The organism is Streptomyces geranii (genome assembly GCF_002954775.1).
GTDB lineage: Bacteria > Actinomycetota > Actinomycetes > Streptomycetales > Streptomycetaceae > Streptomyces > Streptomyces geranii.
Genome location: NZ_PJME01000037.1, coordinates 38,738 through 59,682, shown reverse-complemented (window position 1 = coordinate 59,682; position 20,945 = coordinate 38,738). Strand labels below are relative to the sequence as shown.

Annotated in this window: 23 protein-coding genes; 20 read left to right on the top strand and 3 right to left on the bottom strand. The window is 69.1% G+C overall.

The features are described 5' to 3' along the window. Positions 1 to 65 precede the first annotated feature (65 nt). The 14 genes from rimM to CW359_RS32300 all read left to right on the top strand — a co-directional run bounded on the left by rimM (position 66) and on the right by CW359_RS32300 (position 11,709). Entirely contained in the window at positions 66 to 608 is a 543-nt protein-coding gene (rimM, locus tag CW359_RS32365; protein WP_105973759.1) for a ribosome maturation factor RimM, read from the top strand. Continuing rightward, entirely contained in the window at positions 608 to 1,429 is an 822-nt protein-coding gene (gene trmD / locus CW359_RS32360) for a tRNA (guanosine(37)-N1)-methyltransferase TrmD (protein WP_105973758.1), read from the top strand. Before rimM ends, trmD begins: the two co-directional genes overlap by 1 nt. A gap of 133 nt (positions 1,430 to 1,562) precedes the next feature. Further along, the gene (gene rplS / locus CW359_RS32355) at positions 1,563 to 1,913 is read left to right on the top strand and encodes a 50S ribosomal protein L19 (protein WP_105973757.1); all 351 of its coding nucleotides are present in this window, start codon (positions 1,563 to 1,565) and stop codon (positions 1,911 to 1,913) included. Positions 1,914 to 1,973: 60 nt separating this feature from the next. Beyond that, positions 1,974 to 2,690: a signal peptidase I gene (gene lepB, locus CW359_RS32350; protein ID WP_105973756.1), complete on the top strand. Its 717-nt coding sequence runs from the start codon at positions 1,974 to 1,976 to the stop codon at positions 2,688 to 2,690. Then, positions 2,683 to 3,765, top strand: a complete 1,083-nt coding sequence (gene lepB / locus CW359_RS32345) for a signal peptidase I (RefSeq protein WP_105973755.1) — start codon at positions 2,683 to 2,685, stop codon at positions 3,763 to 3,765. Before lepB (CW359_RS32350) ends, lepB (CW359_RS32345) begins: the two co-directional genes overlap by 8 nt. After that, on the top strand, positions 3,656 to 4,693 hold the full coding sequence (gene lepB / locus CW359_RS32340; protein WP_232838709.1) for a signal peptidase I: 1,038 nt from the start codon (positions 3,656 to 3,658) through the stop codon (positions 4,691 to 4,693). Before lepB (CW359_RS32345) ends, lepB (CW359_RS32340) begins: the two co-directional genes overlap by 110 nt. Positions 4,694 to 4,730: 37 nt before the next feature. Beyond that, entirely contained in the window at positions 4,731 to 5,480 is a 750-nt protein-coding gene (lepB, locus tag CW359_RS32335) for a signal peptidase I (protein ID WP_105973792.1), read from the top strand. Further along, positions 5,470 to 6,000 (top strand): NUDIX hydrolase, encoded by a 531-nt coding sequence (locus CW359_RS32330; protein ID WP_105973754.1) that lies wholly within the window; start codon positions 5,470 to 5,472, stop codon positions 5,998 to 6,000. The genes lepB (CW359_RS32335) and CW359_RS32330 overlap by 11 nt, the downstream gene beginning before the upstream one ends. A 55-nt stretch (positions 6,001 to 6,055) precedes the next feature. Beyond that, positions 6,056 to 6,364 (top strand): DUF2469 domain-containing protein, encoded by a 309-nt coding sequence (locus CW359_RS32325; protein WP_003965949.1) that lies wholly within the window; start codon positions 6,056 to 6,058, stop codon positions 6,362 to 6,364. Positions 6,365 to 6,471: 107 nt separating this feature from the next. Continuing rightward, on the top strand, positions 6,472 to 6,876 hold the full coding sequence (locus tag CW359_RS32320) for a YraN family protein (protein ID WP_105973753.1): 405 nt from the start codon (positions 6,472 to 6,474) through the stop codon (positions 6,874 to 6,876). Then, positions 6,876 to 8,501 (top strand): YifB family Mg chelatase-like AAA ATPase, encoded by a 1,626-nt coding sequence (locus tag CW359_RS32315; protein WP_105973752.1) that lies wholly within the window; start codon positions 6,876 to 6,878, stop codon positions 8,499 to 8,501. Before CW359_RS32320 ends, CW359_RS32315 begins: the two co-directional genes overlap by 1 nt. 180 nt (positions 8,502 to 8,681) lie before the next feature. Next, positions 8,682 to 9,890, top strand: coding sequence for a DNA-processing protein DprA (dprA, locus tag CW359_RS32310; protein WP_408647541.1), 1,209 nt, complete (start codon positions 8,682 to 8,684; stop codon positions 9,888 to 9,890). Positions 9,891 to 10,212: 322 nt separating this feature from the next. Beyond that, positions 10,213 to 11,055, top strand: coding sequence for an RNA polymerase sigma factor WhiG (gene whiG / locus CW359_RS32305; protein ID WP_105973751.1), 843 nt, complete (start codon positions 10,213 to 10,215; stop codon positions 11,053 to 11,055). Positions 11,056 to 11,151: 96 nt separating this feature from the next. After that, complete coding sequence (locus tag CW359_RS32300; protein ID WP_105973750.1) at positions 11,152 to 11,709, top strand: TetR/AcrR family transcriptional regulator; 558 nt, start codon at positions 11,152 to 11,154, stop codon at positions 11,707 to 11,709. A 79-nt stretch (positions 11,710 to 11,788) separates the two neighbouring features. On the opposite strand, the gene CW359_RS32295 is transcribed toward CW359_RS32300, so the two are convergent. Then, positions 11,789 to 12,370: a M23 family metallopeptidase gene (locus CW359_RS32295; protein ID WP_105973749.1), complete on the bottom strand. Its 582-nt coding sequence runs from the start codon at positions 12,368 to 12,370 to the stop codon at positions 11,789 to 11,791. Between the two features lie 302 nt (positions 12,371 to 12,672). Between CW359_RS32295 and rpsB the strand changes: the two genes are divergently transcribed. The 6 genes from rpsB (at position 12,673) to CW359_RS32265 (ending at position 18,183) form a co-directional block, all read left to right on the top strand. Continuing rightward, positions 12,673 to 13,617, top strand: a complete 945-nt coding sequence (gene rpsB / locus CW359_RS32290; RefSeq protein ID WP_105973748.1) for a 30S ribosomal protein S2 — start codon at positions 12,673 to 12,675, stop codon at positions 13,615 to 13,617. Between the two features lie 98 nt (positions 13,618 to 13,715). Then, positions 13,716 to 14,552: a translation elongation factor Ts gene (gene tsf / locus CW359_RS32285; RefSeq protein ID WP_105973747.1), complete on the top strand. Its 837-nt coding sequence runs from the start codon at positions 13,716 to 13,718 to the stop codon at positions 14,550 to 14,552. A gap of 203 nt (positions 14,553 to 14,755) precedes the next feature. Further along, positions 14,756 to 15,514, top strand: a complete 759-nt coding sequence (pyrH, locus tag CW359_RS32280; protein ID WP_105973746.1) for a UMP kinase — start codon at positions 14,756 to 14,758, stop codon at positions 15,512 to 15,514. 149 nt (positions 15,515 to 15,663) lie between these two features. Next, the gene (frr, locus tag CW359_RS32275) at positions 15,664 to 16,221 is read left to right on the top strand and encodes a ribosome recycling factor (RefSeq protein ID WP_105973790.1); all 558 of its coding nucleotides are present in this window, start codon (positions 15,664 to 15,666) and stop codon (positions 16,219 to 16,221) included. Next, complete coding sequence (locus CW359_RS32270) at positions 16,221 to 17,348, top strand: phosphatidate cytidylyltransferase (RefSeq protein ID WP_105973745.1); 1,128 nt, start codon at positions 16,221 to 16,223, stop codon at positions 17,346 to 17,348. The genes frr and CW359_RS32270 overlap by 1 nt, the downstream gene beginning before the upstream one ends. A gap of 163 nt (positions 17,349 to 17,511) precedes the next feature. Next, the gene (locus tag CW359_RS32265) at positions 17,512 to 18,183 is read left to right on the top strand and encodes a hypothetical protein (RefSeq protein WP_157968690.1); all 672 of its coding nucleotides are present in this window, start codon (positions 17,512 to 17,514) and stop codon (positions 18,181 to 18,183) included. Positions 18,184 to 18,402: 219 nt separating this feature from the next. On the opposite strand, the gene CW359_RS32260 is transcribed toward CW359_RS32265, so the two are convergent. Next, positions 18,403 to 19,596 (bottom strand): pentapeptide repeat-containing protein, encoded by a 1,194-nt coding sequence (locus tag CW359_RS32260; protein WP_105973743.1) that lies wholly within the window; start codon positions 19,594 to 19,596, stop codon positions 18,403 to 18,405. Between the two features lie 98 nt (positions 19,597 to 19,694). Continuing rightward, on the bottom strand, positions 19,695 to 20,921 hold the full coding sequence (locus CW359_RS32255) for a tyrosine-type recombinase/integrase (RefSeq protein WP_105973742.1): 1,227 nt from the start codon (positions 20,919 to 20,921) through the stop codon (positions 19,695 to 19,697). Positions 20,922 to 20,945: the final 24 nt, after the last annotated feature.

Below are 20,945 nucleotides of genomic sequence, written 5' to 3'. Positions count from 1 at the left end.
TCGGGCCGGGGAGGGCCACTTGGGCCGTCCCCGGCCCGTAGTCGTACGACAGGAGATTTCAGAAAGTGCAGCTCGTAGTCGCGCGCGTGGGCCGCGCCCACGGCATCAAGGGCGAGGTCACCGTCGAGGTACGTACCGACGAGCCGGAGCTGAGGCTCCCGCCCGGCGCCGTCCTGGCCACCGACCCCGCCACGGCGGGCCCGCTGACCATCGAGACGGGCCGCGTGCACAGCGGTCGGCTCCTGCTGCGCTTCGAGGGCGTACGCGACCGGACCGGCGCCGAGGCCCTGCGCAACGTCCTGCTGATCGCCGACATCGACCCCGAGGAACTGCCCGAGGGGGAGGACGAGTACTACGACCATCAGCTGATGGACCTGGACGTGGTCCTGACGGACGGCACCGAGGTCGGCCGCATCACCGAGATCTCGCACCTGCCCTCCCAGGACCTGTTCGTCGTGGAGCGCCCCGACGGCAGCGAGGTGTACATCCCCTTCGTCGAGGAGATCGTGGTGGAGATCGACCTGGAGGAGCAGCGGGCGGTCATCGACCCGCCGCCGGGTCTGATCGACGACCAGGCAGAGATCGCGTCCTCGCGAGACGAGTCGTAATGCGCCTCGACGTCGTCACGATCTTCCCCGAGTACCTCGAACCCCTGAACGTCTCGCTCGTCGGCAAGGCACGCGCGCGTGGACAGCTGAATGTGCACGTGCATCATCTTCGGGACTGGACGTACGACCGCCACAACACGGTCGACGACACGCCCTACGGCGGCGGCCCGGGCATGGTCATGAAGACCGACCCCTGGGGCGACGCCCTGGACGACGTCCTGGCCGACGGCTACGAGACCGGCTCCGGGGCGCCCGCGCTGGTCGTGCCCACCCCCAGTGGCCGCCCCTTCACCCAGGCGCTCGCCGTCGAACTGTCCGAGCGGCCCTGGCTGGTCTTCACGCCCGCGAGGTACGAGGGCATCGACCGGCGGGTCATCGACGAGTACGCGACCCGCATGCCCGTGTACGAGGTGTCCATCGGCGACTATGTGCTCGCCGGCGGCGAGGCTGCCGTACTCGTCATCACGGAGGCCGTCGCGCGGCTGCTGCCCGGGGTCCTCGGCAACGCCGAGTCGCACCGGGACGACTCGTTCGCGCCGGGCGCCATGGCCAACCTCCTGGAAGGGCCGATCTACACCAAGCCGCCCCAGTGGCGCGGCCGGGAGATCCCGGACGTGCTGCTCAGCGGCCACCACGGCAAGATCGCGCGCTGGCGCCGGGACGAGGCGCTGCGGCGCACGGCGGCCAACCGGCCCGACCTGATCGAGCAGACCGACGCGTCCGTCTTCGACAAGAAGGACCGCGAGATGCTCTCGATCATGGGGTGGCAGCCGGCCCCCGGCGGCCGATTTTGGCGCAGGCCGGAGGCCGTGGAAGAATAGGTCGCTGTTGTGCGTCGTCCGGCGTGCGCCCCTGCCACGGGGGGACACGACGCCCGCCCCGGCACGGACAGCATTCTTCCGTAAACCAAGCTCCCGTTGATGACCTGTGGCATCAACGAAGAAAGCAGACGAAATGTCTCACCTGCTCGACTCCGTCGACGCCGCGTCGCTGCGCGACGACATCCCGGCCTTCCGCCCGGGTGACACCGTCAACGTCCACGTCCGCGTCATCGAGGGCAACCGCTCCCGTGTGCAGCAGTTCAAGGGCGTTGTCATCCGCCGTCAGGGCGCCGGTGTCCGCGAGACCTTCACGGTCCGCAAGGTCTCGTTCTCCGTCGGCGTGGAGCGCACCTTCCCGGTGCACACCCCGATCGTCGAGAAGATCGAGCTGGTCACCCGTGGTGACGTGCGTCGCGCGAAGCTGTACTACCTCCGTGAGCTGCGCGGCAAGGCCGCGAAGATCAAGGAGAAGCGCGACAACTGAGCTTTCGGCGAGCCCGATATAAAGAAGGCTCACATCGAGGCCGGATAACATCCTGCCCCGATGAACACCGAAACACAGCCGCCGGAGCGCGACCGCTCCTCCCGCCCTGCTCGATCCGAGGAGAACTCGGACACCGAGGGGCCGGAGGACCGGTCGCGTTTCGCGTTGGTGTCCCGGGTGGCCGAGTGGCTCCCGGGCGGACGGATCACCCTGAGTGTGCTGATCTGCCTGCTTTTTCTGCTCCTCTTCAGCAGGTTCGTCATCCAGCCGTTCGAAATTCCCAGCCGCTCGATGGAGAGCGGATTGAGGATCGGGGACCGCGTTCTCGTAAATAGGTTGGCGTACCGTTTTGGTGCCGAGCCGCAGCGTGGTGACGTCGTCGTGTTCGACGGAACCGGCTACTTCGGGCACGCCGACTACATCAAGCGCGTTGTGGGTGTGGGGAGAGACCACGTGGTCTGCTGCGACAAGGAGGGGAGGATCGAGGTGAACGGCCGGTCGGTCGACGAGTCGACGTTCCTCTACTCCGGTGACAGCCCGTCCACGGTGTCCTTCGACGTGGTCGTGCCCGAGGGCAGGCTGTTCGTCATGGGGGATCACCGCAGCGACTCCAGCGACTCCCGGGACCACCTGGGTTCGCCCGGCGGTGGCATGGTCCCCGTGGGCAGGGTGATCGGCCGGGCCGACTGGATCGCCTGGCCCAGCGGCCACTGGACCCACCTGGACCGACCGGACGCGTACGCGCGCGTGCCCGCCGCGGACGGTGTCCATGGGTAACCGCGGTAAGCCGCGCGGTGTGCCCGTCAGCGCCGCCGAGCAGCTGCTGCCCACCGGTTCGCGCCGGGCGTCCGGCGCCGCCGCGCGGCCGGGCCGTGCCGAGCGGCGCAAGCTGCAGCGCAAGGTCAAGCGGCGCAGGCGGCGCTCGGCCGTCAAGGAGATACCCCTGCTGGTGGGCGTCGCCGTCCTGATAGCCCTGGTCCTGAAGACCTTCCTCGTACAGGCGTTCGTGATCCCGTCCGGGTCGATGGAGAACACGATCCAGATCGGCGACCGCGTCCTCGTGGACAAGTTCACCCCCTGGTTCGGCTCCGAGCCCCAGCGCGGCGACGTGGTCGTCTTCAAGGACCCCGGCGGCTGGCTCGACGACGAACCGGCGGCCAAGACGGGCGAGGACCCGATCGTCGTCAAGCAGGTCAAGCAGGCGCTCACCTTCATCGGCCTGCTGCCCTCGGACAACGAGAAGGACCTCATCAAACGGGTCGTCGCCGTCGGCGGCGACACCGTCAAGTGCTGCGACACCCAGGGCCGCGTGACGGTCAACGGCATGCCCCTCAACGAGACGACGTACATCCACCCCGGCAACCAGCCGTCGTCGATCCCCTTCGAGGTGAAGGTCCCCGCGGGCCGCCTGTGGGTGATGGGCGACCACCGGTCCAACTCCGCGGACTCCCGCTACCACCGCACCGAGGCCTACAGCGGCACGGTGTCCCTGGACTCGGTCGTGGGCCGGGCCATGGTCATCGCCTGGCCGTTCGGCCACTGGACCCAGCTGGAGGAGCCGGACACGTTCTCCTCGGTGCCGGGTGTGACGGCCACCGCCCTCGGCCAGTCGCATAGGGTGGCTTCCGCGGATCGGTACGGATCGATCCCGCTCCCGACCCCTGCGGAACTCCCGCTCGTTATGGGAGTGGTGGGCCTGCGTCGCATCCGGCGCAGGCGGCGGCACGGAGTGAGGAGTGGATGTGGGGGATTTGGCGGTCGGCGCACGGTCCGGACAGGACGGTCCCGAGGAACAGCGCCCCGCGGAACCGGTTCCACCGGCCGCCGGGGACGCCGGCCCCGCCGCGAGTGACCCCGGGGCTCCAGGGTTCCCGGCGGGTGGCTCAGGGTCCTCCGGGACGGACATCGGCGGCTCCGGGCACTCGGGTGACTCCGGGGACGACACCGCGCAGGACGTCGACGAACCCGGCCGCAAGCCCAGGAAGCAGCGCTCCTTCTGGAAGGAGTTGCCGCTGCTCATCGGTATCGCGCTGGTGCTCGCGCTGCTGATCAAGACCTTCCTGGTGCAGGCGTTCTCCATCCCCTCGGACTCCATGCAGCACACGCTGGAGCAGGGCGACCGGGTCCTCGTCGACAAGCTGACCCCGTGGTTCGGCTCCGAGCCCGAGCGCGGCGAGGTCGTCGTCTTCCACGACCCCGCCGACTGGCTGGCCGGCGAGCCGACCGTCGAACCGAACCCCGTGCAGCGGGTCCTCGGCTGGATCGGCCTGATGCCGTCCGCCAACGAGAAGGACCTCATCAAGCGCGTCATCGGCGTCGGCGGCGACACCGTCGAGTGCAACGGCACGGGACTGCTGAAGGTCAACGGCAAGGCGCTCGACGAGCCTTACGTGTACGCGGGGAACACCCCGTGCAGCCTCGACGACCAGGGTGGTCAGTTCAAGGTCACGGTACCCACGGGCAAAATCTGGGTCATGGGTGACCACCGCCAGAACTCCCTGGACTCCCGGTACCACCAGGAGGACAAGAACGGCGGCTTCGTCCCCGTGGACAACGTCGTCGGCCGTGCGATCGTCGTCGCCTGGCCGCCCACTCGCTGGAACACGCTGCCGATTCCCGACACCTTCGACCAGAACCTGAGCGCCGCCGCCCCGGGCGCGCTGGGCCTCGCGGGCGCGGTCCCGCTGGTGCTGTGGCGCAGGCGCTGGGCGGCCGGTGGTACGACCGCTCGCGTTACCCCCGGAAACTCCGGTGTTCCCGGGTCGGGTACCGCCGGGTAGGGTGCCGTCCCAGGCAGCCGATCTGGGGGACCACTGGATGACCAGCACGACAACACGTACGGACGAGGGCCACGGGCGGCTCGGCAGCAAGCTGTCGGGAATCGCCGTGGCCCTCGGCTGTGTGCTCTTCCTGGGCGGCTTCGTCTGGGGCGCGATCATCTACCGCCCGTACACCGTGCCGACCGACTCCATGTCACCCACCATCGTGGCCGGTGACCGGGTGCTGGCCCAGCGGATCGACGGCGGTGAGATCAAGCGCGGTGACGTCGTGGTCTTCACCCAGGAGACCTGGGGCGACGTGCCCCTGGTCAAGCGGGTCGTGGCGGTGGGCGGGGACACGGTGTCCTGCTGCACGGACGGCAAGCTGGTTGTCAACGGCAAGCAGATCAAGGAGTCCTACATCCCCGAGGGCCAGTCCGCGGAGCTGATGGGCATCCCGTCGGTCACGGTCCCCGAGGGGCGGCTGTTCGTGCTCGGGGACGAGCGCACCGGCTCACTGGACTCCACGGCGCACCTCACGGAGGCCTTCAACGGCACCGTGGCGCGCGGTGCGGTGGCCGCCCGGGTCGACGCCGTGGTGTGGCCCATGAAGGGCATGCTGGCCCGTCCCACGGGCTTCGACACCCTGGGGAGCCTGTCCTCGCCCGGGCCGCTGCGGCTGCTCACCGTCGCGGTCGTGGTGGGCGGGGTGCTCGTCCTGGGCGGCGCCGCCTACGGCCCGGTCGACAACCTGCTGGCGAAGCGGCGGCGCCGTGCCGCGCAGGCGGAGCCCGCCGGTGCCCGCTGAGGCGGCGGGCGGTGCGGAGGACTCGTACGCCGGCGGGCTGCGCAGGGTGTCCAGGGTCGTGCTCCTCGATCCGAAGGACCGGATCCTGCTGCTGCACGGGCACGAGCCGGACGATCCGGCCGACGACTGGTGGTTCACCCCCGGCGGCGGCCTGGAGGGCGACGAGACCCGCGAGGAGGCCGCGCTGCGGGAACTCGCGGAGGAGACCGGCATCACCGCGGCCGACGTCGAACTCGGTCCGGTGCTGTGGCGGCGCAGGTGCTCCTTCCCGTTCGCGGGGCGCCGCTGGGACCAGGACGAGTGGTACTACCTGGCCCGTACGGACCGGACCGAGACCCGGGCCACGGGCCAGACCGAGCTGGAACGGCGCAGTGTCGCCGGAGCGCGCTGGTGGACGTGCCAGGAACTGACCCGGGCACATGAGACGGTGTATCCGACCAGACTCGCCGAGCTCCTGCGCAAGGTGCTCGACGAAGGTCCCCCGCCCATGCCTGTGACGCTTGAGACGGAAATCGTCTAGAGGCTCCCAGGACTGGCGCACAATGGGGGGACGCACGGCTGAAGGGGAACATGCCATGAGCGCCGAGGACCTCGAGAAGTACGAGACCGAGATGGAGCTGAAGCTCTACCGGGAGTACCGCGATGTCGTCGGTCTGTTCAAATATGTGATCGAGACCGAACGGCGCTTCTACCTCACCAACGACTACGAGATGCAGGTGCACTCGGTCCAGGGCGAGGTGTTCTTCGAGGTGTCGATGGCCGACGCCTGGGTGTGGGACATGTACCGGCCGGCCCGGTTCGTGAAGCAGGTGCGAGTGCTCACGTTCAAGGACGTGAACATCGAGGAGCTGAACAAGAGCGACCTGGAGCTGCCGGGCGGCTGACGGTCACTCGTGCGGGTGGCGGGGTTATCCACAATCGTGAGGTTGTCCACCAAGATCCAATAGCTCGCTGAACTGCCCGCAATGTTGGCGCCGGAGGTGGTGCCGACATGAGCAGCGACGAGAACACGCGCAACGGCGACGGACGACGTGGCGCACTGGGCAGGTACGGCGAGGAACTGGCCGCGCGGCGGCTGACCGAGGCCGGGATGACGGTCCTGGACCGCAACTGGCGGGCCGGCCGCACCGGCGAGATCGACATCGTGGCCCGGGACGGCGACGCGCTCGTCGTCTGCGAGGTCAAGACCCGCCGGGCGACCGGTCCGGCGGGGGCCTTCCAGCACCCGATGGCCGCAGTCACCCCGGCCAAGGCCGAGCGATTGCGGGGCCTTGCCGAACGTTGGGTCCAGGAACACGGGGGTGCGCCGCCCGGCGGCGTCCGTATCGACCTGGTCGGCGTGCTGCTGCCCGAGCGCGGGGCGCCCGTGGTGGAACACGCGCGGGGGGTGGCGTGATGGGATTCGCCCGTACGTGTTCGGTGGCGCTGGTCGGCGTCGAGGGCGTGGTCGTCGAGGTCCAGGCGGACCTCGAACCCGGCGTCGCCGCGTTCACCCTGGTGGGACTGCCCGACAAGAGCCTGACGGAGAGCAAGGACCGGGTCAGGGCGGCGGTCGTCAACTCGGGGGCCGCCTGGCCGCAGAAGAAACTCACGGTGGGGCTCAGCCCGGCCTCTGTGCCCAAGAGCGGCAGCGGCTTCGACCTCGCCGTCGCGGCGGCCGTGCTCGGGGCCGCCGAGCGGATCGACCCCCGGGTCCTCGCCGACATCGTGATGATCGGCGAACTGGGCCTCGACGGCCGGGTGCGGCCCGTCCGGGGCATCCTGCCCGCGGTACTGGCCGCCGCCGACTCCGGGTACGAACAGGTGGTCGTGCCGGAGTGCGCCGCCGCCGAGGCCGCGCTGGTCCCCGGGGTGTCGGTGCTCGGTGTGCGCAGTCTGCGCCAGCTGATCGCCGTTCTCACGGACGAGCCCGTGCCCGAGGAGGAACCGGACGAGCACGGCCGCCCCGACCCGCTCATGGCGGGCCTGCGGATGCCGGGCACCGGGGCGGCCACCGGCATGCACAGCATGGGCGCCGCCCAGTACGACAACGGCCACGACCTGGCCGACGTGGTGGGCCAGCACTCCGCCCGCACGGCGATGGAGGTGGCCGCGGCCGGCGGCCACCACGTCTTCCTCGAAGGCCCACCCGGGGCGGGCAAGACGATGCTCGCGGAGCGGCTGCCGGCGGTCCTGCCCCGGCTCACCCGGGAGGAGTCGCTGGAGGTCACCGCCGTCCACTCGGTCGCGGGCCTGCTGCCACCGGGCAGGCCCCTGGTCGAGACGGCGCCCTACTGCGCCCCGCACCACTCGGCCACCATGCAGGCACTCGTGGGCGGCGGACAGGGCATCGCACGGCCCGGAGCGGTCTCGCTCGCCCATCGAGGCGTGCTGTTCCTGGACGAGACCCCGGAGTTCGGCAGCCAGGCACTGGACGCGCTGCGCCAGCCGCTGGAGGCCGGGCACGTGGTGATCGCCCGGAGCGCGGGGGTCGTCCGGTTCCCGGCGAGGTTCCTGATGATCCTGGCGGCGAACCCCTGCCCGTGCGGCCGTTTCTCGCAGCGGGACACCCTGTGCGAGTGCCCGCCCTCGGTGATCCGGCGCTACCAGGCCAGGCTCTCCGGCCCCCTGCTCGACCGGGTCGACCTGCGGGTTGAGGTGGACCGGGTCACGCGCTCCCAGCTCACCGGGACGGGGGCACGGGGCGAGTCCACGGCGAAGGTCCGCGACCGGGTACGGGTGGCCCGCGAACGGGCGGCGGCACGGCTCCTGGGCACCCCGTGGCGCACCAACAGCGAGGTGCCGGGCCGCGAACTGCGCAGCCAGTGGCATGCCGTGCCGGGCGCGATGGAGGAGGCCGAGCGGAACCTGGAACGCGGGATGCTCACCGCGCGCGGCATCGACCGCGTCCTACGGGTCGCCTGGACGGTCGCGGACCTCGTCGGCCACGACCGCCCCGACGCGGCGGATGTCGCCCTGGCGCTGCAACTGCGTACGGGGGTGCCGCGGGGGGTTCCGATGGCCATCGGGGCGATGACGTGAGGGGGAGCGGGGGCGGGGGCCCGGTCGGTGCTGGGCCGACCGGCCCCGTCCCGGCGGGCCGGGCGGCCTGCCGTGACCGGCTCGGTGGGACGGGTGGTCCTCCGGTGCCGCGGTCGCGTGCGGGGGTGTCGTGGGGAGTGCCTGGGGCGAACGGGGTGTGCACGTGACGGGAGAGCAGACGTGACGGGAGAAGTGGCTGGGCGCCCGACCGGCGGCGACCGGACCGGGGGCGAGGCGGAGGGCTCGTCGGCCGGGGACGGGCTCGCCCGGGTCTTTCTGACCCGGGTCGTCGAGCCCGGCGACGAGGTCGCCGGGCGGTGGGTCCGGGAGTGCGGGGCCGAGGAGGTGGTGCGGCGGTTGCGGGACGGGGGGCCCATGCTGACCGGGGTCACCTCGACCCGGTGGGCGGGGCTGTGCGCGCGGGCCGAGCGGGCCGAGCCCGAGCGGGATCTCGCCGTCGCCCGGGAGGCGGGGGTGCGGTTCGTGTGGCCCGGCGAGGCGGAGTGGCCCGCCCAGCTCGACGACCTCGGGGACGCGCGGCCCACCGGGCTGTGGGTGCGCGGGCGGCCCAGTCTGCGGATGTGGGCGCTGCGATCCGTCTCCGTGGTGGGGGCCCGCGCCTGCACCGAGTACGGCGCCCACATGGCGGCCACCCTCGCCGCCGGGCTCGCGGAGCGGGGGTGGGTGGTCGTGTCGGGCGGGGCGTACGGGGTCGACGGGGCCGCGCACAGAGGTGCGCTCGGCGCGGGCGGCGCCACCGTCGCCGTACTCGCCTGCGGGGTCGACCGGCCCTACCCGCGCGGGCACACCCAGTTGATCACCAGGATCGCCGAACAGGGGCTGGTGGTGGGCGAGTTGCCGCCCGGGGATCATCCGACGCCGAGCCGGTTCGTGCTGCGGAACCGGGTGATCGCGGCCCTCACCCGGGGGACCGTGGTCGTCGAGGCCGCCTACCGCAGCGGCTCGCTCGTCACCGCGCGGGCCGCGCAACGGCTGGGGCGGTTCACGATAGGGGTGCCCGGGCCCGCCACCAGCGCGCTCTCCGCCGGGGTGCACGAACTCCTGCGCGGCGAGGCGATGCTGGTCACCGACGCCGCCGAAGTCGCCGAACTGGTCGGGGACATGGGCGACCTGGCGCCGGAACGGCGCGGGCCGGTGCTCCCGCGCGACCTGCTGGAACCGGCGGCGCAGCGCGTCCTGGCCGCGCTGCCCGCGCGCGGGACGGCCACGGTGGACGACATCGCGCGGGGCGCCGCGACGGCGAACGACGACGCGGTCGCCCGGCTGTACGAGCTCCGATCACTTGGTTACGTCGAACGACACGACGACGGCTGGAAGTTGACACGCCAGGCGATGATCTCCGTCCGGTCGGGCCGGGACCGGTGCTGACCGAGCGTGTTCGGCCGTCCGGGGGATGCCCGACGCCCTTGGCAATTCCCGCAGTTGGTCCGCTCCGATGGTCACACAGGGCAACGGCCGTGACCCCGGAGGGCGTCCAGCGGAACGTATCTGCGCACACCCCGTCCCGCCGACCTCGCACACTGCGACACCTCAGTCACGCTACGCTCACGTGGATTCCGGCGCAGAACGGCAGTCGGACAGGCAATTCGACCAGACGGGTAATTCGACATCAGACCGCATCAGACCGGCGGCCCGACCGGGCACCCGACCAGACATCACCGGTTCACGGCAGAACGGCACTAGGCGACGTATGCCCCAGCACACCTCCGGGTCCGACCGGGCGGCGGCCCCACCGGCCGCCCGCGACGGCGGTAACGTGCGTCCGCCCGCCCCCTCGACGGTCGACGAGCTGTGGCGCTCGTACAAGACGACGGGCGACGAGCGGCTGCGCGAGCAGCTGATCCTGCACTACTCGCCGCTCGTGAAGTACGTCGCCGGCCGGGTGAGCGTCGGGCTGCCGCCCAATGTCGAGCAGGCGGACTTCGTCTCCTCCGGGGTGTTCGGGCTGATCGACGCGATCGAGAAGTTCGACATCGAGCGGGAGATCAAGTTCGAGACGTACGCGATCACGCGCATCCGGGGCGCGATGATCGACGAACTGCGGGCCCTGGACTGGATTCCGCGGTCGGTGCGGCAGAAGGCGCGGAACGTGGAGCGGGCGTACGCGACGCTGGAGGCGCGGCTGCGGCGGACGCCGTCGGAGGGCGAGGTGGCCGCCGAGCTGGGCATCGGCGTCGACGAACTCCACGCCGTGTTCAGCCAGTTGTCGCTGGCCAACGTGGTCGCGCTGGAGGAGCTGCTGCACGCCGGGGGTGAGGGCGGGGACCGGCTCAGCCTCATGGACACCCTGGAGGACACCGCCGCCGACAACCCCGTCGAGGTGGCCGAGGGGCGGGAGCTGCGGCGGTTCCTGGCGCGGGCGATCAACACGCTGCCCGACCGGGAGAAGACCGTCGTGACGCTGTACTACTACGAGGGGCTCACCCTCGCGGAGATCGGCAACGTCCTGGGGGTGACCGAGAGCCGGGTCAGCCAGATCCACACCAAGTCGGTCCTGCAACTGCGCGCGAAACTGGCCGCCTTCGGCCGCTGACCTGGCGGCCCGGCCGAGCCGGGTGGTCTGGGTGTCTCCCCTCCGGCGCCGTCCGTCCGTAGAGTGGACGGCGTGCCAAGGATTCGAGCGGCCTCCGTGGCCGAGCACCGGTCGATGCAGCGAGCCGCCCTGCTGGACGCGGCGAGGTCCCTGCTGTCCGAGGGCGGGACGGAGGCGCTGACCTTCCCGGCCCTGGCGGAGCGGACGGGGCTCGCGCGGTCGTCCGTCTATGAGTACTTCCGGTCCCGGGCGGCCGTCGTCGAGGAGCTGTGCGAGGTCGACTTCCCGGTGTGGGCGGCCGAGGTCGAGACGGCGATGGCGCTGGCGGAGGATCCCGAGGGCAAGGTCGAGGCGTATGTGCGTCGGCAGCTCGCCCTGGTCGGCGACCGGCGGCACCGGGCCGTGGTGGCGATCTCGGCGAGCGAACTGGACGCGGGCGCCCGGGAGAAGATCCGGGCCGCGCACGGCGGGCTGGTCGCGATGGTGGTCGAGGCGCTGCGGGACATCGGGCACACGGAGCCCCGGCTGGCGGCGATGTTGTTGCAGGGGATCGTCGACGCGGCTGTGCGGCGGATCGAGTTCGGGGTTGTCGAGGATCCCGCGGTGATCACCGATGCGGCCGTGGCGATGGCTCTGCGGGGTGTGCGGGGCTGAGGGTGCGGGTGGCTGAGTCGGGGTGGGTCGCGCGGCCCGGCGCTTGCGGGGTTGCCGCCTGCGCCCACCTGTGACGCCCTCAGCGGCACGCATCCCCGCAGGGTGCGGGGACCGGGACACCCTGCACCGGTAGCAGGCGGGACGGGCCCCTTCGTAGGAGCCATGGGGGTAGCAGTGTCAGTGGGTCCAGGTAGGTCGTGCCTCTGAGCAGGCCCCAGTGCACGCAAGTCGTCGTGCAGTGGCCGCTTCCCGGCTCCACCGTGCCCACCACCTCGCCCGCCCTCACCTCCGCTCCCTTCCTCACCGCCGGTGTCACCGGTTCGTATGTTGTCCGTAGGGGCGGGGTGCCCGTGCCCGTCAGTTCCAGCGAGACGACTCCTCGGCCCGCCACCCGGCCCGCGAAGTGCACCCGGCCCGGTGCCACCGCCCTGACCGGGGCGCCGGGCGTTGTGCCCAGGTCCACGCCTCGGTGGCCCCTTGCGTAGGGGGTCGGGGGTGGGTCCCAGGTCCGTAGGACCAGGGGGCGGGTTCCCACGGGCCACGTGCGGGCGATCGCGGGGGCGGGCGGGGCGTCCGGCGGGACGGGGGTGGGATTGCCGGCTCCCCGTGCCGTCGACGCCGTCGGTGTCGTCAGCGTCAGCAGTGTCAGCAGTAGTCCCATGGCCCAGCACACTCCTCGGTTCGCTCGCATGCCGTGAGGGTGGCGTGATTCGCGGGGGTTCGTGCGGGGCTGTGGAGTACTGACCGGTTGTGGATATCGGCGTCACCCGGGGCCTCGCGGGTCCCGTACACTTCCTTTGGCGATCCGGGTCACCGGGTCGACTTCGCACGCCCCGACATCAGGCCCCGTACAAGGGCTGGTGTCAGCGCCTCTCGGTCCCTCGTGGCAAGGCGCAATCGGGCGTCAGGCGCGGGTGCCGGCCGGTACCCGCGGCACAACCGAGAAACACAAGGAGAACGGCCATGGCCGTCGTCACGATGCGGGAGCTGCTGGAAAGCGGCGTCCACTTCGGTCACCAGACCCGTCGTTGGAACCCGAAGATGAAGCGGTTCATCTTCACGGAGCGCAACGGCATCTACATCATCGACCTGCTCCAGTCGCTGTCGTACATCGACCGCGCCTACGAGTTCGTCAAGGAGACCGTCGCCCACGGCGGCACGGTCATGTTCGTCGGCACGAAGAAGCAGGCGCAGGAGGCGATCGCCGAGCAGGCGACCCGCGTCGGCATGCCCTACGTCAACCAGCGCTGGCTGGGCGGCATGCTCACCAACTTCTCGACCGTCTACAAGCGTCTGCAGCGCCTCAAGGAGCTTGAGCAGATCGACTTCGAGGACGTCGCCGCGTCGGGTCTCACCAAGAAGGAGCTTCTCGTGCTCTCGCGCGAGAAGGCCAAGCTGGAGAAGACCCTCGGTGGTATCCGCGAGATGCAGAAGGTGCCCAGCGCCGTCTGGATCGTGGACACCAAGAAGGAGCACATCGCGGTCGGTGAGGCCCGGAAGCTCAACATCCCGGTCGTCGCGATCCTCGACACCAACTGCGACCCCGACGAGGTCGACTACAAGATCCCGGGCAACGACGACGCGATCCGCTCCGTCACCCTGCTCACCCGCGTGATCGCCGACGCCGTCGCCGAGGGCCTCATCTCCCGTTCCGGCGTCAACACCGGTGACAAGGGCGAGAAGGCCGTCGCCGAGCCCCTCGCCGAGTGGGAGCGCGACCTCCTCGAGGGCGAGAAGAAGGCCGACGACGCCGAGGCGCCCGCCGCCGAGGCCGCTGCTGTCGAGGCTCCCGCCGAGGCCGTCGCCGAGGCTCCGGTCGAGGCCGCTGCCGAGGCCGAGGTCGTCGCCGAGGCCCCCGTCGAGGCTCCCGTCGCCGAGGCTCCGGCCGCGGACGCCGAGCAGGCCTGACCCTCACCCCTTCGGGTTGTTGACGGCGGGGGCACCTCCATCGGGCCCCCGCCTTCGATCCGTAGATCTTTCAGACTTCGAGAGAGACTCCGAGAATCATGGCGAACTACACCGCCGCCGACGTCAAGAAGCTCCGTGAGCTCACCGGCGCCGGCATGATGGACTGCAAGAAGGCGCTGGACGAGGCCGAGGGCGATGTCGACAAGGCCGTAGAGGCCCTGCGCATCAAGGGCCAGAAGGGTGTCGCCAAGCGCGAGGGCCGGTCCGCCGAGAACGGCGCCGTCGTGTCGCTCATCGCCGACGACAACACCTCCGGTGTCCTCGTCGAGCTGAAGTGCGAGACGGACTTCGTCGCCAAGGGCGAGAAGTTCCAGGCCGCCGCGAACGCGCTCGCCGAGCACGTCGCCAAGACCTCCCCGGCCGACCTGGAGGCGCTCCTCGCCTCCGAGATCGAGGCCGGCAAGACGGTCCAGGCGTACGTCGACGAGGCCAACGCCAACCTGGGCGAGAAGATCGTCCTGGACCGCTTCGCGCAGTACGCGGACGGTTTCGTGCTGGCGTACATGCACCGCACGATGCCCGACCTGCCCCCGCAGATCGGTGTCCTCGTCGAGCTGGACAAGCCCAACGCCGAGGTCGCCAAGGGTATCGCCCAGCACATCGCCGCCTTCGCGCCGAAGTACCTCTCCAAGGAGGACGTGCCGGCCGAGGTCGTCGAGACCGAGCGCCGTGTCGCCGAGGAGACCACCCGCGCCGAGGGCAAGCCCGAGGCCGCGCTGCCGAAGATCGTCGAGGGGCGTATCAACGGCTTCTTCAAGGACGCCACGCTGCTCGGCCAGCCGTACGCCCTGGACAACAAGAAGTCCGTCCAGAAGGTCCTGGACGAGGCCGGTGTCACCCTGAAGCGCTTCACGCGCATCAAGGTCGGCATCTGAGTCCGTACCGCGATCGACGCGCGGCCCGCGTAGGCATGCCTATAGGGTCGACGTCAGTCACGCGCGTGCGCCGTCACGCACGCGCGCGTGGCGGACGACAGCAGATCTGACGAGGAGGCCATTGCCGAGCATGGGATGCGATCGACACCCCACCGGCAGTGGCCTTCTTCGTATGTGTGACACGTGAAGAGGCGAGATTCTCCATGACCACCAAGGCCCAGAAGAGCGACGACGGCAAAGTGCGCGGCCGGTACATGCTGAAGCTGTCCGGAGAGGCCTTCTCCGGTGGCGGGGGCCTGGGCGTCGACCCCGACGTGGTGCACAAGATTGCCCGCGAGATCGCGGCCGTCTCGCGCGACGGCTCCCAGATCGCCGTCGTCATCGGCGGCGGCAACTTCTTCCGCGGCGCGGAACTCCAGCAGCGCGGCATGGACCGGGCCCGTTCGGACTACATGGGCATGCTCGGCACCGTGATGAACTGCCTCGCCCTCCAGGACTTCCTGGAGAAGGAGGGCATCGACTCCCGGGTGCAGACCGCCATCACCATGGGGCAGGTCGCCGAGCCGTACATCCCGCTGCGCGCCGTACGGCACCTGGAGAAGGGCCGTGTGGTCATCTTCGGCGCCGGTATGGGCATGCCGTACTTCTCCACCGACACGACCGCCGCACAGCGCGCCCTGGAGATCGACGCCGAGGCGCTGCTGATGGGCAAGAACGGCGTGGACGGGGTCTACGACTCCGACCCGAAGACCAACCCCGCGGCCGTCAAGTACGACTCGCTCGGGTACGGCGAGGTCATCACCCGGGACCTCAAGGTCGCCGACATGACCGCGATCACGCTGTGCCGGGACAACAAGCTCCCGATCCTCGTCTTCGAGCTTCTGGCCGAGGGCAATATCGCGCGGGCCGTCAAGGGTGAGAAGATCGGCACTCTCGTCGGTGAGCAGGACAGCCGGAACTGACCGGGGATCAGCCCTGCTCAGGGACGCACCCTGAGCGGGGGATGGACAATGGCCTGCCGGTCGGGAACCGTGCAGGAAGAAGACGCGACGCAGCCGGCCGCGGACCGCGAAGAGCAGCCGGGCCTACTCAAGACACGCAGGAGCAAGTGGTGATCGAAGAGACCCTCCTCGAGGCCGAGGAGAAGATGGAGAAGGCCGTCGTGGTCGCCAAGGAGGACTTCGCCGCGATCCGTACCGGTCGTGCGCACCCGGCGATGTTCAACAAGATCGTGGCCGACTACTACGGCGCGCTGACGCCGATCAACCAGCTGGCCTCGTTCTCCGTGCCCGAACCGCGGATGGCCGTGGTGACCCCGTTCGACAAGAGCGCGCTGCGCAACATCGAGCAGGCGATCCGCGACTCCGACCTCGGCGTCAACCCGAGCAACGACGGAAACATCATCCGCGTGGTGTTCCCCGAGCTGACCCAGGAGCGCCGCAAGGACTACATCAAGGTGGCCCGGACCAAGGCCGAGGATTCCAAGATCTCGATCAGGGCCATCCGCCGCAAGGCCAAGGACTCCATCGACAAGTTCGTCAAGGACGGCGAGGTCGGCGAGGACGAGGGCCGTCGCGCGGAGAAGGAGCTCGACGACACCACCGCGAAGTACGTCGCGCAGGTGGACGAGCTTCTCAAGCACAAGGAAGCGGAGCTCCTCGAAGTCTGATGAACGACTCTTCCTGGGGGGCGCCGCCTCACACCGGGTACTGGGGGCCGTCCGACCGGGGGCCTGTCCAGGGGGCTGCCCCGGCGGGTCCCGCGTACGATGCGCACCACGCGCAGCAGACTCGCCCCATGCCCATCGTGCCCGACGTACCCGCACACGGCGGAGACCAGGATGACGACCGGGGGGCCGCTCGGCCGGGCGGCCCCTTGTTCCGCGACGAGATGCCGCAGGCACAGCCCTACGGGACGGTGCCGCAGAAGCCGGATTCCATGCCCATGCCCGACGACTCCGCCCAGCCCGCCCCCGTCCCGCAGAAGAAGAGCGCGGGCCGGGACCTGGGCGCGGCCATAGGGGTCGGGGTCGGGCTCGGTGCGGTCATCATCGCGTCGCTGTTCGTCGTCAAGGCCGTCTTCGTCGGCGTGATAGCGGTCGCCGTCGTGGTGGGCCTCTGGGAACTGACGTCCAGGCTCCAGGAGCGCAAGGGCATCAAGGCACCCCTGGTGCCGCTCGCGCTCGGCGGCGCCGCGATGGTCGTCTCCGGCTACGTCCGGGGCGCCGAGGGCGCCTGGGTCGCGATGGCGCTCACCGCCCTCGCGGTCCTGGTCTGGCGTATGACGGAACCACCGGAGGGCTACCTCAAGGACGTCACCGCGGGCGTCTTCGCGGCCTTCTACGTCCCGTTCCTGGCCACGTTCGTCGCGATGATGCTCACCGCCGACGACGGTGCGCAGCGCGTGATGACGTTCCTGCTGCTGACCGTCGTCAGCGACACCGGGGCGTACGCGATCGGCTGGCGCTTCGGCAAGCACAAGCTCGCCCCGCGCATCAGCCCCGGCAAGACCCGCGAGGGCCTGTTCGGGGCGATCGGGTTCGCGATGGTGGCGGGCGCGCTGCTGATGGAGTTCGCGATCGACGACGGCCACTGGTGGCAGGGGCTGCTGCTGGGCCTCGCGGTCGCGGCCAGCGCCACCCTCGGTGACCTCGGCGAGTCCATGATCAAGCGGGACCTGGGCATCAAGGACATGGGCACGCTGCTGCCGGGGCACGGCGGGATCATGGACCGGCTGGACTCCCTGCTGCCGACGGCTCCCGTGGTGTGGCTGCTGTTCGTCGCCTTCGTGGGCTGAGGGCACAGGATCAGGGACCGGGTGACTGGGAGACCGCGTGACTGCCGGAATGTTCCAGTACGGTCCGGGTTTCCTTTGAAACAGCTACGTCGGCCTGAAACCACCCCTTTCGAACCTAAGATCGACTTCAGTGCGGTCGATCTGTCCGGAAGGGGTGGCGTGCATGTGGGGGCGTAGTCGTGCGAGACGCCAGCGGCAGGCCGAGGGGCTGGCAGCTGTCACCGGTCCCGTGGAGGCGGCCGACGCGGCGCACCAGGCCTTGCTTGAGCTGCGCCGGGAGGTGCGGGGCGAACTGGCGAGGCTGGAGGCGCTGCTCGACCAGGGCGACGGACTGCCCTCGGACACCATCCGCGAGCAGACGCTCGGCGCGGTGAGCGTCTTCGCCGACCTGGACGGTGTCTCCCGGGGGTACGAGGAGATCCGCACCGGGACCGTGGAGGCCGCCGAGCACGGGGTCGAGGCGACCCTGCCCTGGCTGGAGGCGCTCGGTGAGCAGGTCAGGTCGATGACCGAACTGGGGGAGACCTTCGCCGGTGTCGGCGAGTCGTTCGCCTACCTCCGCCAACGCACCGAACGCCTGCGCGCCGACCTGGTCCCGCTGCGCGAGGGGGTCCACACGGCCCTGCGCGCCGCCCAGCAGGAGCTGGCGTCGGCCGAGGGCGCCGAGGGCTGGGAGGGCTGGCGGACGGACCTCACCGCGCTCGTCGACCAGCTCACCGAACTGGACGCGGGCCATGTCGTACCGACGGCCCGGCGCAAGGTCAGCGACCACTACCGGGAGCTGGAGCGTGAGGTGGCCGAGCTGCGGGGGGTGATGGCGGCGGCGGCCCGGTGAGGCCGTAGGACGCTGCTGAGCTGGGGTTTCGCGGCTGCTCCGGGAGTTGTCCACAGGGCGGCGAGGGGGTGTCCGGATGTCTGCGACACTGGTATGGCCATGCCTAAGCCCGGAGAACTTGTTTACTCAACAAGCAATTGGGCTCTGACCTGCTGGTTCGAGGGCTAAGTGGAACTTGCAGCAGTCGTTGGGCCGTCCACGGGCCGTGAGGAGTTCGACTCAAGGTAGGTCGGGGGGCGGTGAGGGGACCTCCGCGCGCAGCTTGGCCCGGTTTTTGACCTGTTCCAATGCGACCTTCAGGCGTTCTGCCACGCGAGGCTCGTCCACCAGACTTATAGGCACCTTCGTGTTGGACCTAATCTGGGCAACCAACAACTGCTCTGCTTTGAGATCATTAGCCTCGCTGAAGTCGGTTCCATTCAGGAATGCGTCATCCAACCGAACTCCTTCCATGTATGATTCTTCGAACTTTGTCATCATTAGCCTTGATTTTGTGAAGTCGGCGCCTTCGAGATTTCCGGCAATCAGGCGGGCGTTGCTCAAATTCGCTTTCACGAGGCTGGCGTTGGTAAGATCGCAGTACCGTAGCAACGCATAAAAAAGTTTAGCGTGATCGAGTCGAGCTTCTTTGAGAGACGTGGAGTGCAGGTGTGACCTTCTCAGGTTGACGCTGGTTAGGTCCGCGCCACTTAGATCTGCGTTCTCCAAGTGGCATGCTTCCATATTGGCCTCTAGTAGGTCTGCGCCTTGCAGTTCTGCATATTCGAGGAAAGAACCTTGGAGATTAGCTGAACGCAACTTTGCCCTAGGCAAGTGGGCGGCACGCAGGTCGGTGTTCCGCAAGTTAATCGCGAACGACTCGGTACGCTCTGGCCTGCGCCCCAAGACAGTTAGCGCGGCTTGTACGTGGTCTTTCATGGTTTCGTGCTCGCGCTCGGACTCCACGCTTTCGTCTTGCTCTGGACGTGGGGAGTGCTCGCGTACAAATGCGGCAAGTACTTCGATAATGGTTTCGTGGTCTTTTGGAGAATCGCGCATTATTCGCTCTAGGGCGTAAATTCCTCCCAGTCTTTTGGTTAGCTCAGCCGCTGCAAGGAGTTCAATGGCTGTGGCGTAACGGTCAGTCATCTGACCTTCGCGCGTAAGGGTTGCCTGTTCTCTATCTTTGTCGCGTGTGTGTTGAAGAGTTACGTGAGTGTAGACCAAGCCGAGCGCGGCAAATATTGATGCCAAGATTGCCACGACCATTGTGCGAAAACCTGTTATGACGACACCATCGGCAGGTTGGAGATCTTTCCGGCGAAGGTGTGAGCCATCAAAAATCCATGGCCCTTTCCATAGGAGAATGAAAGTCAAGGCCAATAGTCCTAGACCTGCTGCGGCTACGGCGAATCGTGCGCCCCATTTCTTCATGGTCTCGTCATAACCTGCGGTGCTTCGTCGCAGTCTTGAATTGGGCAACCTGTGGCAGAACTGAGACGTCCTGCCACAGGTTGGTGGAACGAAGGGTTCTACGGAGCGAAAACTGCGTCGACTGCTCGCTGTGTCCGTTCACGGCTGTCGGGCATGAGATGTGCGTACACGCGCAAGGTGAGTCCCGGGTCGGAGTGCCCAAGGTACTGACTGACGGCCTTGATGTTCTCCCCTGCGTCCAACAGCGCGGACGCGTAGAAGTGCCTCAGCGCGTGCATGCCGTGCTCGCGTGCGGACACGTACTTGCTGCCCTTCTCGGCTTCGGAGATCAGGCCCGCAGCAGCGAGCGCGCGCTTCCACTCCTGCACGTTGAAGTTGCTCCGCCAGACGATCCCGTTCGCTGTGTTCGTGAACAGGAGACGAGCCGACACCATGGGGCCGTCAGGCTTCCGCCACGGAAGGGTGATCTCAACGGGCTTGTGCGCGTCCATGTGGGCCCGTATGGCTTCGGCAACTGAGGGCGGCAAGGGCACGTCCCGCTCCTTGTTGCACTTCGGCGGGGCGAACACGGCCTTTCCCCGGATGAGCTTCACTTGCCGGACCACGTGCAGCGTGGCGCCGTCGAAGTCGAGCGCGTCCTCAGCGAGCCCGACGATCTCCCCCTGACGCAGCCCGCATCCCGCTCCAAGGTTCACCACAGCCTGGTAGCGCTCGGGGAGCGCCGCGCGGACCGCGTGCACCTGTGAGGCCAGCCACGGTTCGACGCGCCGCTTCTCGACTGCTGGCGGGCGGACGGACCTCGCGCCGCACGGGTTCCGGGGCAACAGGCCGTCGTCGACTGCCGCACTGAGCACTGCTCGTACGTCGCCGTAGATGTTCCGCGCGTAGGAGCCACTAACGGCAGGGTCCCTCTCCAGGACGCTCACGAGTTCGCGGATGTGTTCGGGGCGGAACGAGTCCAGGGGGCGGGAACCGAGTACCGGGAGCGCATGAAGGCGCAGCCTCTGTTCGGTCACGATCTGACTCGACACGTCCGCGCTGTGGGTCTTGAGCCACTTCTCGGCATAGGTCTTGAAGGTGATCCGGGCGGCTTTCGGGTCGATGTAGTGGCCGCAGTTCATATCGGCTTCGATGCCCGTCAGCCACTGCTCGGCGAGCCGCTTCTGACGGTCGGGGAAGCTCTTGGACCTCTCGGTGCCGTCCGGGCCGATGTACCGGGCGCGGTAGCGGAGTCCGATGCCGTAACGGTCGCTTTTGACGCGGTGGGTCTTGCCGTTGGTGTCGGTTTCGGTCTTGTACCAGCGGTCTTGGATGTGGCCAGCCATGCGGCGGCGGTCCCTTCTGGGCAT

Excerpts from the sequence above, each read along its gene's own strand:
- trmD (WP_105973758.1), top strand. The coding sequence starts at position 608 with ATGCGCCTCGACGTCGTCACGATCTTCCCCGAGTACCTCGAACCCCTG.
- rplS (WP_105973757.1), top strand. The coding sequence starts at position 1,563 with ATGTCTCACCTGCTCGACTCCGTCGACGCCGCGTCGCTGCGCGACGAC.
- lepB (WP_105973756.1), top strand. The coding sequence starts at position 1,974 with ATGAACACCGAAACACAGCCGCCGGAGCGCGACCGCTCCTCCCGCCCT.
- lepB (WP_105973755.1), top strand. The coding sequence starts at position 2,683 with ATGGGTAACCGCGGTAAGCCGCGCGGTGTGCCCGTCAGCGCCGCCGAG.
- lepB (WP_105973792.1), top strand. The coding sequence starts at position 4,731 with ATGACCAGCACGACAACACGTACGGACGAGGGCCACGGGCGGCTCGGC.
- CW359_RS32325 (WP_003965949.1), top strand. The coding sequence starts at position 6,056 with ATGAGCGCCGAGGACCTCGAGAAGTACGAGACCGAGATGGAGCTGAAG.
- CW359_RS32320 (WP_105973753.1), top strand. The coding sequence starts at position 6,472 with ATGAGCAGCGACGAGAACACGCGCAACGGCGACGGACGACGTGGCGCA.
- CW359_RS32315 (WP_105973752.1), top strand. The coding sequence starts at position 6,876 with ATGGGATTCGCCCGTACGTGTTCGGTGGCGCTGGTCGGCGTCGAGGGC.
- whiG (WP_105973751.1), top strand. The coding sequence starts at position 10,213 with ATGCCCCAGCACACCTCCGGGTCCGACCGGGCGGCGGCCCCACCGGCC.
- CW359_RS32295 (WP_105973749.1), bottom strand. The coding sequence starts at position 12,370 with ATGGGACTACTGCTGACACTGCTGACGCTGACGACACCGACGGCGTCG.
- rpsB (WP_105973748.1), top strand. The coding sequence starts at position 12,673 with ATGGCCGTCGTCACGATGCGGGAGCTGCTGGAAAGCGGCGTCCACTTC.
- tsf (WP_105973747.1), top strand. The coding sequence starts at position 13,716 with ATGGCGAACTACACCGCCGCCGACGTCAAGAAGCTCCGTGAGCTCACC.
- pyrH (WP_105973746.1), top strand. The coding sequence starts at position 14,756 with ATGACCACCAAGGCCCAGAAGAGCGACGACGGCAAAGTGCGCGGCCGG.
- CW359_RS32270 (WP_105973745.1), top strand. The coding sequence starts at position 16,221 with ATGAACGACTCTTCCTGGGGGGCGCCGCCTCACACCGGGTACTGGGGG.
- CW359_RS32265 (WP_157968690.1), top strand. The coding sequence starts at position 17,512 with ATGTGGGGGCGTAGTCGTGCGAGACGCCAGCGGCAGGCCGAGGGGCTG.
- CW359_RS32260 (WP_105973743.1), bottom strand. The coding sequence starts at position 19,596 with ATGAAGAAATGGGGCGCACGATTCGCCGTAGCCGCAGCAGGTCTAGGA.
- CW359_RS32255 (WP_105973742.1), bottom strand. The coding sequence starts at position 20,921 with ATGGCTGGCCACATCCAAGACCGCTGGTACAAGACCGAAACCGACACC.